At 49.3% G+C, this 14,108-nt stretch carries 10 protein-coding genes; 8 read left to right on the top strand and 2 right to left on the bottom strand.

What is annotated here, in order from left to right:
- Nucleotides 1–49: 49 nt before the first annotated feature.
- From atoS to LVQ79_RS12090, 6 genes are all read left to right on the top strand, one after another.
- Nucleotides 50–1,909, top strand: a complete 1,860-nt coding sequence (gene atoS / locus LVQ79_RS12065; protein WP_370639848.1) for a two-component system sensor histidine kinase AtoS — start codon at nucleotides 50–52, stop codon at nucleotides 1,907–1,909.
- Nucleotides 1,878–3,257, top strand: coding sequence for an acetoacetate metabolism transcriptional regulator AtoC (gene atoC, locus LVQ79_RS12070; RefSeq protein ID WP_232865119.1), 1,380 nt, complete (start codon nucleotides 1,878–1,880; stop codon nucleotides 3,255–3,257). The genes atoS and atoC overlap by 32 nt, the downstream gene beginning before the upstream one ends.
- Nucleotides 3,258–3,460: 203 nt before the next feature.
- Nucleotides 3,461–4,117 carry an acetate CoA-transferase subunit alpha gene (gene atoD, locus LVQ79_RS12075; protein ID WP_232865120.1) on the top strand — a complete coding sequence of 219 codons (657 nt, stop codon included), beginning with the start codon at nucleotides 3,461–3,463 and terminating at the stop codon, nucleotides 4,115–4,117.
- Nucleotides 4,118–4,121: 4 nt separating this feature from the next.
- Complete coding sequence (locus LVQ79_RS12080) at nucleotides 4,122–4,787, top strand: 3-oxoacid CoA-transferase subunit B (RefSeq protein ID WP_232865121.1); 666 nt, start codon at nucleotides 4,122–4,124, stop codon at nucleotides 4,785–4,787.
- Nucleotides 4,784–6,106: a TIGR00366 family protein gene (locus LVQ79_RS12085; RefSeq protein WP_232865122.1), complete on the top strand. Its 1,323-nt coding sequence runs from the start codon at nucleotides 4,784–4,786 to the stop codon at nucleotides 6,104–6,106. Before LVQ79_RS12080 ends, LVQ79_RS12085 begins: the two co-directional genes overlap by 4 nt.
- A gap of 29 nt (nucleotides 6,107–6,135) precedes the next feature.
- Nucleotides 6,136–7,320, top strand: coding sequence for an acetyl-CoA C-acetyltransferase (locus tag LVQ79_RS12090; RefSeq protein ID WP_232865123.1), 1,185 nt, complete (start codon nucleotides 6,136–6,138; stop codon nucleotides 7,318–7,320).
- Between the two features lie 113 nt (nucleotides 7,321–7,433).
- Here the strand turns inward: LVQ79_RS12090 and LVQ79_RS12095 are convergent, their stop codons facing one another.
- Complete coding sequence (locus LVQ79_RS12095) at nucleotides 7,434–7,820, bottom strand: ASCH domain-containing protein (RefSeq protein WP_064517149.1); 387 nt, start codon at nucleotides 7,818–7,820, stop codon at nucleotides 7,434–7,436.
- A 109-nt stretch (nucleotides 7,821–7,929) separates the two neighbouring features.
- The gene (gyrA, locus tag LVQ79_RS12100) at nucleotides 7,930–10,578 is read right to left on the bottom strand and encodes a DNA topoisomerase (ATP-hydrolyzing) subunit A (RefSeq protein ID WP_151992844.1); all 2,649 of its coding nucleotides are present in this window, start codon (nucleotides 10,576–10,578) and stop codon (nucleotides 7,930–7,932) included.
- A gap of 159 nt (nucleotides 10,579–10,737) precedes the next feature.
- Here gyrA and ubiG point away from each other — a divergent pair, with 159 nt between their 5' ends.
- Both ubiG and nrdA read left to right on the top strand, forming a co-directional pair.
- Nucleotides 10,738–11,463, top strand: coding sequence for a bifunctional 2-polyprenyl-6-hydroxyphenol methylase/3-demethylubiquinol 3-O-methyltransferase UbiG (gene ubiG / locus LVQ79_RS12105; RefSeq protein WP_232865124.1), 726 nt, complete (start codon nucleotides 10,738–10,740; stop codon nucleotides 11,461–11,463).
- Between the two features lie 351 nt (nucleotides 11,464–11,814).
- The gene (gene nrdA, locus LVQ79_RS12110) at nucleotides 11,815–14,100 is read left to right on the top strand and encodes a class 1a ribonucleoside-diphosphate reductase subunit alpha (RefSeq protein WP_151992846.1); all 2,286 of its coding nucleotides are present in this window, start codon (nucleotides 11,815–11,817) and stop codon (nucleotides 14,098–14,100) included.
- Nucleotides 14,101–14,108: the final 8 nt, after the last annotated feature.

Raw genomic sequence — 14,108 nt, forward strand, 5'->3', positions numbered from 1 at the left:
ACATCACTTCATAATTCATCAACAACTCGCCATCGGAAGGCTAATGTTAATGTTACGGTCCCTTTACCAACAATGCACCCCACGACGACTACGCAGTAAGCTCATTCTCATAGTAGTATTGATGGTAACTATTCCCATCCTGACAATTGGCTACTTTGTTGAAAGCGAAGGCAGAGCGGCATTACTTCAGGAAAAACAAAATAAGTTATTCGCGGTAACGCATCTGTTAGATAAGCAACTTGGCGATGACTTTGCTCTGTACGCAAACCTACCCCGGGCGGCAAGAATTCAAGCCTTGAATCAGCACCTTTCATCACGAACCGAGCAGATAGCAACTTCCTTCCCTGGCGTGGGGGCGGGTTACTATCACCGCCAACTTGATGCCATTATTACCTACGCCCCCAAAAATGATTATCAAAGTAATGTGGGTCTGAGCATTTCCGTAGATCACCCTGGTCGACATGTCATGACCAGCCGACAAAACCAAGTCGTATGGGGTAAGCAAGTACGCGGCAACATTATGAATGTGATGCTGCCAATCAGACGCAACGGGGAAATAATTGGCTATATCTGGGCTAATGAATTGTCCGAAGATATTAGCCAGCAAGCGCTGGCGATGGATTTGCGAGTCATTATCGTACTCGCTGTCGGTTTGCTTATCAGCATTTGCCTGATCATTGTGTTCTCACGCCGTCTGAGTTCAGATATTGAAGTCATTAAACATGGGCTTGCGGCATTGCCGCAAAACCTGGACACCCAACTGCCAACGTTAACGGGCGAAATGGGTGATATAACTTCCAGTGTCAATGCTCTGGCGCGAGCATTGCGTGAAACCAGAACACTTAATGACCTGATTATTGAAAACGCAGCAGATGGTGTGATTGCTGTCGATACTCAAGGGCTTGTTACCCTGATGAACCCTACTGCCGAAACGACGACGGGATACCGCCAGGACGAACTCCTCGGCAAACCCTACTCTACAATGTTTTCTACCTCGCTCTTCCATAGCCCCATTCTGGAAACTCTGGAAAAAGGCATCAGTTTTGTTGCCAGGGAAATCACCTTCCCAGCACGGCATCGCACCATTGAACTGAGTGTCACCACCAGCCAGATTTTCAATGCTAACAACGAACTAATTGGCGCACTGGTGATTTTGTCTGATCTCACCGCCCGCAAAGAAATACAACGCAGAATGGCACAGGCAGAGCGATTAGCCGCCCTCGGCGAACTCATGGCTGGTGTTGCGCATGAAGTCCGAAACCCTCTCACCGCAATTAAAGGATATGCCCAAATTCTCAGAGAGCTGGAGACAGATCCGCAACGTCAGGAGTACCTGCGCATTATCCTTAAAGAGATCCAGTCTATTAATGCTGTCATTCAACAGTTACTGGATTTTGCCCGTCCTCAAACGGGAAAATGGCAGGCCGTAAATCTCAATCAAATCCTCAATGATTGCCTGGTGTTAATTAAAACCAAAGGTGTTGAGGCGCGAATTGATTTTCTTACCCGAGTCGATCAATCGCTCACAGATATTGAGGCCGATGGAGAAATGCTAAAACAGGTCATTCTTAATATTCTGATCAATGCCGTACAAGCGATTCCCGCCAGAGGAAAAATCTTCATCCGCACCCGACGACTGGGCGATACCCATCAAATACTGCGTATTAAAGACAATGGTTGCGGTATTAGCGAACAGATAAAAAGCAAAATATTCGATCCTTTTTACACTACAAAATCATCAGGAACAGGGCTTGGTCTGGCAATCAGTCAGCGCATTATCAATTCTCATCAGGGTGATATCCGCTTCTCCAGCCATCCAAATAAGGGAACCACTTTCACGCTGTTATTACCCGTGAATCAAACTCAAGGAAGCGATCATGAAACAAAGCTGGCAAATACTGATTGTTGATGATGAAGCAAACGTTCGTCGGATGCTCACCACCGCTTTCACGCTTGATGGGCATCGTCCACTTTGCGCGGCAAACGGCTGCGAGGCGCTCAAGTTGTTCCATTCACATCAACCCGATGTGGTGTTAATGGATATACGCATGCCTGTGCTTAATGGTATTGAAGCACTGGAAAAAATGCGTGCTGTTCGCCCGGCAACGCCAGTCATTCTGATGACAGCTTATGCCGCCGTGGAAACCGCTGTAGAAGCGCTTCGTTTTGGTGCCTTTGATTACGTTATTAAACCTTTCGATTTAAGTGAGGTTAAGCTCGTCATCCTGCGTGCTATGCAAATGCAGGACATGAAGCAACAAATTAACCAACTGCATCAGCAATTGTCGAAAAGCTATCAATGGGGTCATATCCTCACCCAAAGCCCATCCATGATGGAAATATGTCGCGATACCGCCAAAATTGCGCTTAGCCACGCCAGCGTATTGATATCAGGAGAAAGCGGCACGGGTAAGGAACTAATCGCGCGAGCCATTCATTATAATAGTGGCCGTAGCCATGGGCCGTTTATCAAAATCAATTGTGCGGCATTGCCGGAATCACTTCTGGAAAGTGAGCTTTTTGGTCATGAAAAAGGAGCTTTCACCGGCGCACAATTGCAACGACGTGGTTTGTTTGAACGAGCCCACGGAGGCACATTGCTGCTGGATGAAGTCGGTGAAATGCCGCTAAACCTGCAAGTAAAGCTTTTGCGCGTTCTCCAGGAAAGAGAATTTGAACGCATTGGCGGTAGCCAGACTGTACGTGTTGATATTCGAATTATCGCTGCAACTAACCGGGATATTCCCGCCATGGTTGAAGCTGGTACATTCCGTAATGACCTTTGGTATCGCCTGAACGTTATCCATTTAACACTTCCACCGCTACGAGAGCGTCTGGAGGATATTTCACTGCTGGCAAACCACTTTTTGCAAAAGTTTAACCTGGAAAATCAAAGAGAAATTATTGAAATCGACACCTCCGCCATGGCGTTATTGGAGTCTCACACCTGGCCTGGCAACATTCGTGAGCTTTCCAATATTATCGAGCGTGCCGTCATCATGAGCACTGGTATGGTGATTTTCCCGGAAGATTTACCTCCCCTCTTACAAGCCTCTAAACCCATAAACGACAAAGAGCCTGGTACGACGGGCTCTCTGAAAGAAAACGTTAAGCGCTATGAAAAAACGCTGATCGTCACTGCGCTTAACGATAGCTATGGCAATCGAACTCGGGCAGCAATGCTGTTAGGGATCAGCCGTCGGGCATTAATGTATAAATTACAAGAATACAATATTGAGCAAATCTCCGAAGGCTAATCTTTCCCTGACAAGAATTGCGCAACTGTGCAATTCTTGTCAGGTTCACTCCATCTATACCCTCCAGTACCATTCGTTCAAAAATGAAAAATATTTCATTAAATTCAATTAGTTGAATTCATTTTTTTGTGTTTCCCACGAACTGGCATTCCCCTTGCTATGTCATGGACATCTCCATAAGGAGAGTGACTAAGGGAAATAGCATGAAAAACAAAATAATCACTATTGGTAATGCCGCTGAGCACTTCCGCGATGGCATGACCATTATGGTCGGTGGCTTTATGGGCGTAGGAACCCCACCCCGCCTAATTGAAGCGTTACTGGCTTCGGGTGTTAAAAACCTTACGATAATTGCCAACGATACCGCCTTCGTTGATACAGGTATCGGCCCGTTAATTGGTAACCGACGTGTTAAGAAAGTCATTGCTTCGCACATTGGCACCAACCCAGAAACTGGGCGGCAAATGATTGATGGTGAACTTGAAGTTGAACTTGTTCCACAAGGAACACTGATTGAACAAATCCGCTGTGGCGGTGCTGGGCTTGGCGGAATATTAACTGCTACAGGCGTTGGCACCGTAGTGGAGGAAGGTAAACAGAAGATTGTACTTGAAGGAAAAACCTGGTTGCTGGAGCGCCCTCTACGAGCTGATATTGCATTGGTTCGCGCACATCAGGCTGATACCTCTGGAAATTTGACCTACCAACTTAGCGCCCGCAATTTCAATCCATTAATTGCGCTAGCCGCTGACATAACTCTTGCTGAGCCAGATGAACTTCTGCCCGTCGGTGATATTGCACCAGACAACGTCATCACCCCCGCCGCCGTCATTGATTTCATTGTTAATCCCCAGGAGTAATGCCATGAATGCTAAAGAAAAAATTGCCCGACGCGTCGCCTTAGAATTACACGACGGCGCAATAGTCAACCTGGGGATTGGGTTACCGACCAAAGTGGCTGATTACCTGCCAGAAGGAATTCACATCACTCTCCAATCAGAAAATGGTTTTCTCGGCCTTGGTCCCATCAATGATCCCCATCCGGATCTGGTTAACGCCGGAGGGCAACTTTGCGGAATCTTACCGGGTGCAGCAATGTTTGACAGCGGCATGTCGTTCGCACTGATTCGCGGTGGTCATGTTGATGCCTGCGTACTTGGCGGGCTGCAAGTTGATCAACACGCTAATCTGGCTAACTGGGTGATCCCTGGGAAGATGGTACCAGGCATGGGTGGCGCAATGGACCTGGTGACAGGAGCTCGTCACGTCATCATTGCTATGGAGCACTGTGCAAAAGATGGTTCGTCCAAAATCCTGCCTAACTGCACGCTCCCTCTGACCGCGCTTAACGCCGTTCATATGCTGGTGACCGAGTTAGCCGTGTTCCGTTTCAAAGAGGGAAAAATGTGGCTAACCGAACATGCCGAAGGAGTCAGCATTGAGGAGATAGTGCAAAAAACTGCAGCCGAATTTACCGTGGATCCTGAATTGCACCTCATGCCATTAGGCGCTGAGAGAGGTTTAGCATGATCGGTAAAATCTCCCGCCTGATGACACGTTTCGTGAGTCGTTATCTCCCGGACCCGCTCATCTTTGCCATGTTACTGACGCTACTGACATTTATCATTGCGTTGGGGTTAACGCCTCATTCGCCGGTAAGCATCGTAAAAATGTGGGGCGATGGTTTCTGGAATCTGCTCGCATTTGGCATGCAGATGGCACTCATTATTGTTACCGGGCATGCACTTGCCAGCTCCACTCCCGTTAAACGTATCCTGCAATTTACCGCTTCTGCAGCAAAAACGCCGACTCAGGGCGTCATGCTGGTGACCTTCTTTGGTTCAGTTGCCTGCGTGATTAACTGGGGTTTTGGGCTGGTGGTAGGCGCCATGTTTGCCCGTGAGGTGGCTCGCCGGGTGAAGGGTTCCGATTATCCACTGCTGATCGCCTGCGCTTACATCGGTTTTCTTACATGGGGCGGTGGTTTTTCTGGCTCAATGCCGCTGCTTGCAGCAACTCCAGGCAACCCGGTTGAACATATTGCGGGGCTTATTCCGGTATCAGATACCTTGTTCCGTGGCTTCAATCTTTTCATCACCCTTGGGCTTATCGTGATGATGCCTTTCGTCACACGCATGATGATGCCGAAACCAGGTGATGTGATTACGATTGACCCTGTTTTATTGCAAGAAGAGGCCGATTTCCAGAAAACCCTGGCAAAGGATGCTCCACCTTCTGAGCGCCTGGAAGAAAGCCGCCTGTTGGCGCTTATTGTCAGTGCATTGGGCATTGCCTACCTGGGTTTCCAGTTTTATGAAAAAGGTTTCAACATCACCATCAACACCGTGAACATGATGTTTATGGTTACCGGTCTTCTGCTTCACAAGACACCAATGGCATACATGCGTGCGATTAGCGCTGCTGCCCGTAGTACCGCAGGGATTCTGGTGCAATTTCCCTTTTACGCAGGCATTCAATTAATGATGGAACACTCAGGCCTCGGTGGCATGATTACCGAGTTTTTCATCAATGTTGCCAATAAAGAAACCTTCCCCCTTATGACATTCTTCAGCTCCGCACTGATCAACTTCGCCGTGCCATCAGGAGGTGGGCATTGGGTAATTCAGGGGCCGTTCGTTATTCCTGCCGCACAAGCTCTGGGCGCCGATTTGGGTAAATCAGTGATGGCAATTGCGTATGGCGAACAGTGGATGAATATGGCGCAACCCTTCTGGGCATTGCCTGCACTGGCTATAGCAGGATTGGGCGTACGCGACATCATGGGTTATTGCGTTACCGCACTACTGTTCTCAGGCGTGATATTCGTTATTGGCCTGACGCTATTTTGATATCCCTCGACTAAGGAAGGAATGTGACTATGAATAACGTTGTTATTGTCAGTGCTGCCCGAACCGCTATAGGAAACTTCAATGGGGCATTATCCAGTATTAATGCCACCGATCTGGGTGCGATTGTTATCAAAGAAGTGCTGGAACGTGCCCGCTATACAGGAAACGACATAGATGAAGTCATCATGGGTAATGTGCTGCAAGCAGGGCTCGGGCAAAACCCGGCCCGCCAGGCATTACTAAAAGCAGGCCTCGACCAAACCGTTTGCGGATTTACCATTAACAAAGTCTGTGGCTCCGGATTGAAAAGCGTGGCCCTTGCTGCACAAGCGATTCAGGCAGGTAACGCGACGGCCATAGTGGCCGGTGGCATGGAAAACATGAGCCAGGCACCCTACTTGCTTGATACCAAAGCGCGTTGGGGCTATCGACTGGGAGACGGTACGCTAACCGATACCATATTGCGCGATGGTTTACTGTGTGCAACCTATGGCTACCATATGGGGATCACCGCTGAAAATGTCGCCCGCCAATACGGTATTAGTCGCGAAATGCAGGATGCTCTGGCGCTGGAATCACAGCGTAAAGCTGTCAACGCGATAGAGCAGAACGTCTTTAGCAAAGAAATTGTTCCTGTAACGGTAAAGCAACGCAAAGGTGAAACACTGTTTTCTCAGGATGAGTTTCCTAAAATCGACTGCACTGCGGAAGGGTTAGCCCGTCTACGCCCGGCATTTGATCCATCAGGAAGCATCACTGCGGGGAACTCCTCCGGTATAAATGACGGCGCTGCCGCGTTGCTGGTCATGAGTGAACAACGCGCTCATGAGCTAAACCTTGTGCCACTCGCCCGTATTCGTGCTTATGCAAATGGGGGCGTCGACCCTTCTATTATGGGTATGGGCCCCGTACCTGCGACCAGAAATGTGCTTAAGCGAGCCGGGCTTTCACTGAGTGATATTGACCTAATCGAAGCCAATGAAGCCTTTGCCGCCCAGTATTTGGCTGTTGGTCAGGAGCTAGGGTTTGATGCGGGGAAAATCAACGTGAATGGTGGAGCTATCGCACTTGGACACCCTATTGGTGCCAGCGGTGCACGTATTTTGGTGACGCTTCTCCATGCACTGGCAGCCCGCGATAAAACGCTGGGGCTTGCAACATTGTGCATTGGGGGTGGGCAAGGGACCGCGATGATTGTTGAAAGGCTGAACTAAACCAACGATGTAAAAATGGCCTGAAATTAAACTGCCTTCATTAAATTTGGACAGTGAAAATCAGACCACCAAAAGTGTCTGGGTTCGGTACTTAACCGAGCTCAGACCAATTTTCAGAACTTTTCGATAACTTTGAAGTGCATCAATACTAAAGTCATATCCGGAGAGAACAGATCGTACTCTTCGAAAAAGCGTTTATGCTCGTTGCGCCAGTAGGCCAGCGTGCGGTCACCTTCACCTTCAGCCAGAGCATGGGCTTCGCCCACCTGTTCAAAAGTCGTCATTTCCGTGGTGGTCAGTTCAATCGCGCAAACCGGCTTATTCTTGCCATCTACCACCACAAAGATATCGCCTGGCTGGGCAATGCCCTCGCCATCCAGGTTAGCGCAGGTGGCGGTTTTCACACCATCAAGCACTAATTTAACCAGTTCGTCCGCCTGTTTTTCTGTATCACCAAACGCCCAGCGCTCTACATCTTCATACTTCTCAGGAATAGCCATTGAGTTACCTTATGAGTTAAACCAAGCCTAACTTGATATTAAAATAAAAAACGCCCGATGCAATAAATGCATCGGGCGTTATGAGTCATATCAAACAACAAAATTCAGATTATTCGTCTGCTTCGTCGTCTGCTTCATCAGAAGCGTTGTCATCTACGTCTGCTTCAGGTGCGATTTCGTCATCACCTTCCGCAACGGTACCGTCGATAGCATCCAGTTCTTCTTCATCAACCGGTTCTGCAACACGTTGCAGGCCCACCACGTTTTCATCATCCGCAGTACGGATAAGAATAACGCCCTGGGTGTTACGGCCAACGACACTCACTTCAGAAACGCGAGTACGAACCAGAGTACCAGCATCGGTAATCATCATAATCTGGTCGGTGTCTTCAACTTGAACCGCGCCAACGACGCTACCGTTACGCTCGGTCACTTTGATGGAGATAACGCCCTGAGTTGCACGTGACTTAGTCGGATACTCATCAGCCGCGGTACGTTTACCATAACCATTCTGCGTCACGGTCAGGATCGAACCTTCGCCGCGTGGAATGATCAGGGAAACGACTTTGTCTTCACCTGCAAGCTTAATACCACGAACACCTGTTGCAGTACGGCCCATGGTACGAACGGCGTCTTCTTTGAAGCGCACCACTTTACCCGCAGCCGAGAACAACATGGCTTCGTTGCTACCGTCCGTCAAATCAACCCCAATCAGCTCGTCACCTTCGTTGAGGTTGACGGCGATGATGCCCGCTGAACGTGGGCGGCTGAAGTCGGTCAACGCAGTTTTCTTCACGGTACCGCTTGCGGTCGCCATGAATACGTTAACGCCTTCGGCATACTCACGTACCGGCAGGATCGCGGTAATACGTTCGTTCGCTTCCAGTGGCAGCAGGTTCACAATTGGACGGCCACGCGCACCACGGCTCGCTTCCGGCAACTGATAAACCTTCATCCAATACAGACGGCCACGGCTGGAGAACAGCAGAATGGTGTCATGGGTATTGGCAACCAACAGACGGTCGATGAAATCTTCTTCTTTAATACGTGCTGCGGACTTACCTTTACCACCACGACGTTGTGCTTCGTAGTCGGTCAGCGGTTGATATTTCACATAGCCCTGGTGGGACAGAGTCACAACCACATCTTCGCGGTTGATCAGATCTTCAATGTTGATATCAGAGGTATTTGCAGTGATCTCAGTACGACGTTTGTCGCCGAACTGATCGCGCATCGCAACCAGCTCTTCAGTGATCACTTCCATCAGACGTTCAGCGCTGCCCAGAATGTGCAGCAACTCAGCAATCTGCTCCAGCAGCTCTTTGTATTCGTCGAGCAGTTTTTCGTGCTCAAGGCCGGTCAGTTTCTGCAAACGCAGATCAAGAATTGCCTGTGCTTGTTGCTCGGTCAGGAAATATTGACCATCACGAATACCGAATTCTGGTTCCAGCCACTCCGGACGCGCAGCATCATCACCCGCACGTTCCAGCATGGCAGAAACGTTGCCCAGAGCCCATGAACGGGCAATCAGGCCAGCTTTCGCTTCTGCGGCATTTGGAGAATGACGAATCAGCTCGATAATCGGGTCGATGTTCGCAAGCGCAATCGCCAGACCTTCGAGGATGTGTGCACGGTCGCGTGCTTTACGCAGTTCAAAAATAGTACGACGAGTCACAACTTCACGACGGTGACGCACAAACGCAGAAAGAATGTCTTTCAGGTTCATGATCTTAGGTTGGCCCTGGTGCAGCGCAACCATGTTGATACCGAAGGAAGTTTGCAGTTGAGTCTGAGAATAAAGATTATTCAGAACCACTTCGCCCACTGCATCGCGTTTGATTTCGATAACAATGCGCATGCCGTCTTTATCAGACTCGTCACGCAGAGCGCTAATGCCCTCAACGCGTTTGTCTTTCACCAGTTCAGCGATTTTCTCAATCAGGCGAGCTTTGTTCACCTGGTACGGAATTTCATGAACGATGATGGTCTCACGACCTGTTTTCGCATCTGCTTCAACTTCTGCACGGGCGCGAATGTAAATCTTGCCACGACCAGTGCGATACGCTTCTTCGATGCCACGACGGCCATTGATGATAGCGGCAGTTGGGAAGTCTGGGCCTGGGATGTGTTCCATTAACCCTTCAACGGTGATGTCTTCGTCTTCAATAAACGCCAGACAGCCGTTGATAACTTCAGTGATGTTATGAGGCGGGATGTTAGTTGCCATGCCTACTGCGATACCGGATGAACCGTTAACCAGCAAGTTAGGAATTTTGGTCGGCATAACATCAGGAATGCGCTCGGTTCCGTCGTAGTTATCGACGAAATCTACCGTGTCTTTTTCGAGATCGGCCATCAGTTCGTGAGCGATTTTCGACATACGGATTTCCGTATAACGCATCGCCGCGGCGGAGTCACCGTCCACAGAACCAAAGTTACCCTGGCCATCTACCAACATGTAACGCAATGAGAATGGCTGCGCCATACGCACGATAGTGTCATAGACAGCGGTATCACCATGAGGGTGATATTTACCGATTACGTCACCAACAACACGGGCGGATTTTTTGTACGCTTTATTCCAGTCATTGCCCAATACGTTCATGGCGTAAAGTACGCGACGGTGTACCGGCTTGAGTCCATCGCGGACATCTGGCAGTGCGCGGCCGACAATAACCGACATCGCGTAATCCAGATATGAGCTCTTTAGCTCTTCCTCAATGTTGACCGGTGTAATTTCTCTGGCAAGGTCGCTCATGTATCCGCTATCCCTCTACTGTGTCCCGGATTCAAAGGTCGCAAATTATAACACAATCGCCCTACTTTGGGGAAACCACAACATGGTTGCCGAATGGTTTATTCACAGACATTGACTGATATACTCCCGCCACGAAACGAACAAGGAGTGAGTAGCCCCATGAATGCCGAAAACCAGCCGGTTATCCAGAACGTCGACCATGATGAAATCGCCAAATTCGAAGCCGTAGCCTCACGCTGGTGGGATCTTGAAGGCGAATTTAAGCCTCTGCACCGCATCAACCCGCTGCGTTTGGGATATATCAGCCAACGCGCTGATGGGTTATTTGGTAAAACGGTGCTTGATGTCGGCTGTGGCGGTGGGATTCTGGCAGAGAGCATGGCGCGCGAAGGCGCTAATGTGACCGGGCTGGATATGGGTTTCGAGCCATTACAGGTTGCTAAGCTCCATGCGCTGGAAAGCGGTATTAAAGTTGACTACGTTCAGGAAACCGTTGAGCAGCACGCGGAAAAATTTGCCGGGAAGTATGACGTGGTGACCTGTATGGAAATGCTCGAGCATGTACCGGATCCGAAATCTGTCGTCACTGCGTGTGCGAAACTGGTAAAACCGGGTGGACACGTCTTTTTCTCCACTCTTAACCGTAATGGCAAATCCTGGTTGATGGCGGTGGTGGGTGCTGAATACATCCTGCGCATGGTGCCAAAAGGCACGCACGATATTAAGAAATTCATCAAGCCTGCGGAATTACTCTCCTGGGTTGACGACACCCCACTGCGCGAGCGCCACATCACCGGGTTACATTTCAACCCGCTGACCAATACGTTCAAACTCGCACCAGGTGTTGATGTTAATTACATGCTGCACACAAAAGCTGAAAATTGATTTTTATCCATAAGCTAGTTTGATGAAAATTGCGCGGTATCAAACCGCGCACTTATCAATGAAGTTTAAGAAATCAGCACTCGATCAAAAATATCATTTTTTTTGCATCCCATTGACAATTGTCACAGGCCTTATGTGACGTGGACTTAGCGAAATTCCGCTTGTCACAACCTGAAATCCGTCTCGAAATCAATACTTGTTCTCAGCCGATTAGTTACTAGAATACTCACCATATAGTGATCAAGTAATCCACAACCCCCTACATATAGTATTTATCCACAAGGTTAGCCACTAGAGGCCAACTGTGGATAAACGGGGCATTTTTCATTTCACGGACAGGTACAAACGCACATGAATCAGAGTCTGCTGGTTACAAAACGTGACGGTCGCACTGAGCGTATCGATCTGGATAAAATCCATCGAGTTCTGGATTGGGCCGCCGAAGGCTTAAATAACGTATCCGTATCACAGGTTGAACTGCGCTCGCACATCCAGTTTTATGACGGCATCAAAACCTCTGACATTCATGAAACCATCATCAAAGCAGCAGCCGATTTAATCTCTCGCGAAGCGCCTGATTACCAGTATCTGGCTGCGCGTCTGGCTGTGTTCCATCTGCGCAAAAAAGCTTACGGTGAGTTCGAGCCGCCTAAACTCTATAACCATGTAGTGAAAATGGTTGAGATGGGCAAATACGATCAACATCTGCTGGAAGACTACACGGAAGAAGAGTTCAAGCAGATGGACGATTACATCGACCACGAGCGCGACATGAGCTTCTCCTACGCGGCTGTAAAACAGCTCGAAGGTAAGTATCTGGTTCAGAACCGTGTCACCGGCGAAATCTACGAAAGCGCACAGTTCCTTTATATTCTGGTTGCCGCGTGCCTGTTCTCCGGCTACCCGCGTGAAACCCGTCTGAGCTATGTGAAGCGTTTTTACGATGCGGTTTCTACCTTCAAAATTTCTCTGCCTACGCCGATTATGTCTGGCGTGCGTACCCCAACTCGCCAGTTCAGCTCTTGTGTACTGATCGAGTGTGGCGACAGCCTGGATTCCATCAACGCCACTTCCAGCGCAATTGTGAAGTATGTTTCCCAACGTGCAGGCATCGGCATCAACGCCGGTCGTATCCGTGCGCTGGGTAGCCCAATTCGCGGCGGTGAAGCGTTCCACACTGGCTGTATCCCGTTCTACAAACACTTCCAGACAGCAGTGAAATCCTGCTCTCAGGGCGGCGTGCGTGGCGGTGCTGCGACACTGTTCTACCCAATGTGGCACCTGGAAGTTGAAAGCCTGCTGGTACTGAAAAACAACCGTGGTGTTGAAGGCAACCGCGTACGTCACATGGATTACGGCGTGCAAATCAACAAACTGATGTACACCCGTTTGTTGAAAGGCGAAGACATTACGCTGTTCAGCCCGTCTGACGTTCCAGGTCTGTATGACGCATTCTTTGCCGACCAGGAAAAATTCGAGCAGCTGTATACCAAATACGAAAAAGACGACAGCATCCGTAAGCAACGTGTGAAAGCGGTTGAGCTGTTCTCACTGATGATGCAAGAACGTGCTTCAACTGGCCGTATCTATATTCAGAACGTTGACCATTGCAACACCCATAGCCCGTTTGACCCGGCTATCGCGCCAGTTCGCCAGTCTAACCTGTGCCTGGAAATCGCGCTGCCGACCAAACCACTGAATGACATCAACGACGAAGACGGTGAAATTGCGCTGTGTACGCTGTCTGCATTCAACCTGGGTGCTATCGAAAGCCTTGATGAGTTGGAAGAATTAGCGATTCTGGCGGTACGCGCCCTGGATGCGCTCCTCGATTACCAGGACTACCCAATCATTGCCGCGAAACGCGGTGCTATGGGCCGTCGTACTCTGGGTGTTGGTGTAATTAACTTCGCTTACTATCTGGCGAAGAATGGCGTTCGTTACTCCGACGGCAGCGCCAACAACCTGACGCACAAAACCTTCGAAGCGATTCAGTACTATTTGTTGAAAGCATCGAACGAGTTGGCGAAAGAGCAAGGCCCTTGCCTGTGGTTCAACGAAACCACTTACGCAAAAGGCATTTTGCCAATCGACACCTACAAGAAAGATTTGGATGTGATCAGCAATGAGCCGCTGCATCTGGACTGGGAAGCGCTTCGTGAGTCGATTAAAACTCACGGCCTGCGTAACTCCACGCTTTCTGCTTTGATGCCGTCTGAAACCTCTTCGCAGATTTCTAACGCCACCAATGGTATCGAACCACCGCGCGGCCATATCAGCATTAAAGCGTCAAAAGACGGTATCCTGCGCCAGGTTGTGCCAGATTACGAAACGCTGAAAGACAAATATGAGCTGCTGTGGGACCTGCCGAATAATGATGGTTACCTGCAATTAGTCGGTCTGATGCAGAAGTTTATCGATCAGTCGATCTCTGCAAACACTAACTACGACCCAACGCGCTTTGCGTCTGGTAAAGTGCCGATGCAGCAGTTGCTCAAAGATTTGCTCACCGCCTATAAATTCGGTGTTAAAACGCTTTATTATCAGAACACCCGCGACGGCGCGGAAGATGCGCAAGACGACCTGGCGCCTTCAATCCAGGACGATGGCTGCGAAAGCGGCGCATGTAAAATCTAACTTAAAAT

It is taken from the genome of Buttiauxella cochleicola, from assembly GCF_021282405.1.
Lineage (GTDB): Bacteria > Pseudomonadota > Gammaproteobacteria > Enterobacterales > Enterobacteriaceae > Buttiauxella > Buttiauxella massiliensis.

Bases quoted from the DNA above. Each gene is read 5' to 3' on its own strand.
- atoS (WP_370639848.1), top strand. From the start codon at position 50: ATGTTACGGTCCCTTTACCAACAATGCACCCCACGACGACTACGCAGT.
- atoC (WP_232865119.1), top strand. From the start codon at position 1,878: ATGAAACAAAGCTGGCAAATACTGATTGTTGATGATGAAGCAAACGTT.
- atoD (WP_232865120.1), top strand. From the start codon at position 3,461: ATGAAAAACAAAATAATCACTATTGGTAATGCCGCTGAGCACTTCCGC.
- LVQ79_RS12080 (WP_232865121.1), top strand. From the start codon at position 4,122: ATGAATGCTAAAGAAAAAATTGCCCGACGCGTCGCCTTAGAATTACAC.
- LVQ79_RS12085 (WP_232865122.1), top strand. From the start codon at position 4,784: ATGATCGGTAAAATCTCCCGCCTGATGACACGTTTCGTGAGTCGTTAT.
- LVQ79_RS12090 (WP_232865123.1), top strand. From the start codon at position 6,136: ATGAATAACGTTGTTATTGTCAGTGCTGCCCGAACCGCTATAGGAAAC.
- LVQ79_RS12095 (WP_064517149.1), bottom strand. From the start codon at position 7,820: ATGGCTATTCCTGAGAAGTATGAAGATGTAGAGCGCTGGGCGTTTGGT.
- gyrA (WP_151992844.1), bottom strand. From the start codon at position 10,578: ATGAGCGACCTTGCCAGAGAAATTACACCGGTCAACATTGAGGAAGAG.
- ubiG (WP_232865124.1), top strand. From the start codon at position 10,738: ATGAATGCCGAAAACCAGCCGGTTATCCAGAACGTCGACCATGATGAA.
- nrdA (WP_151992846.1), top strand. From the start codon at position 11,815: ATGAATCAGAGTCTGCTGGTTACAAAACGTGACGGTCGCACTGAGCGT.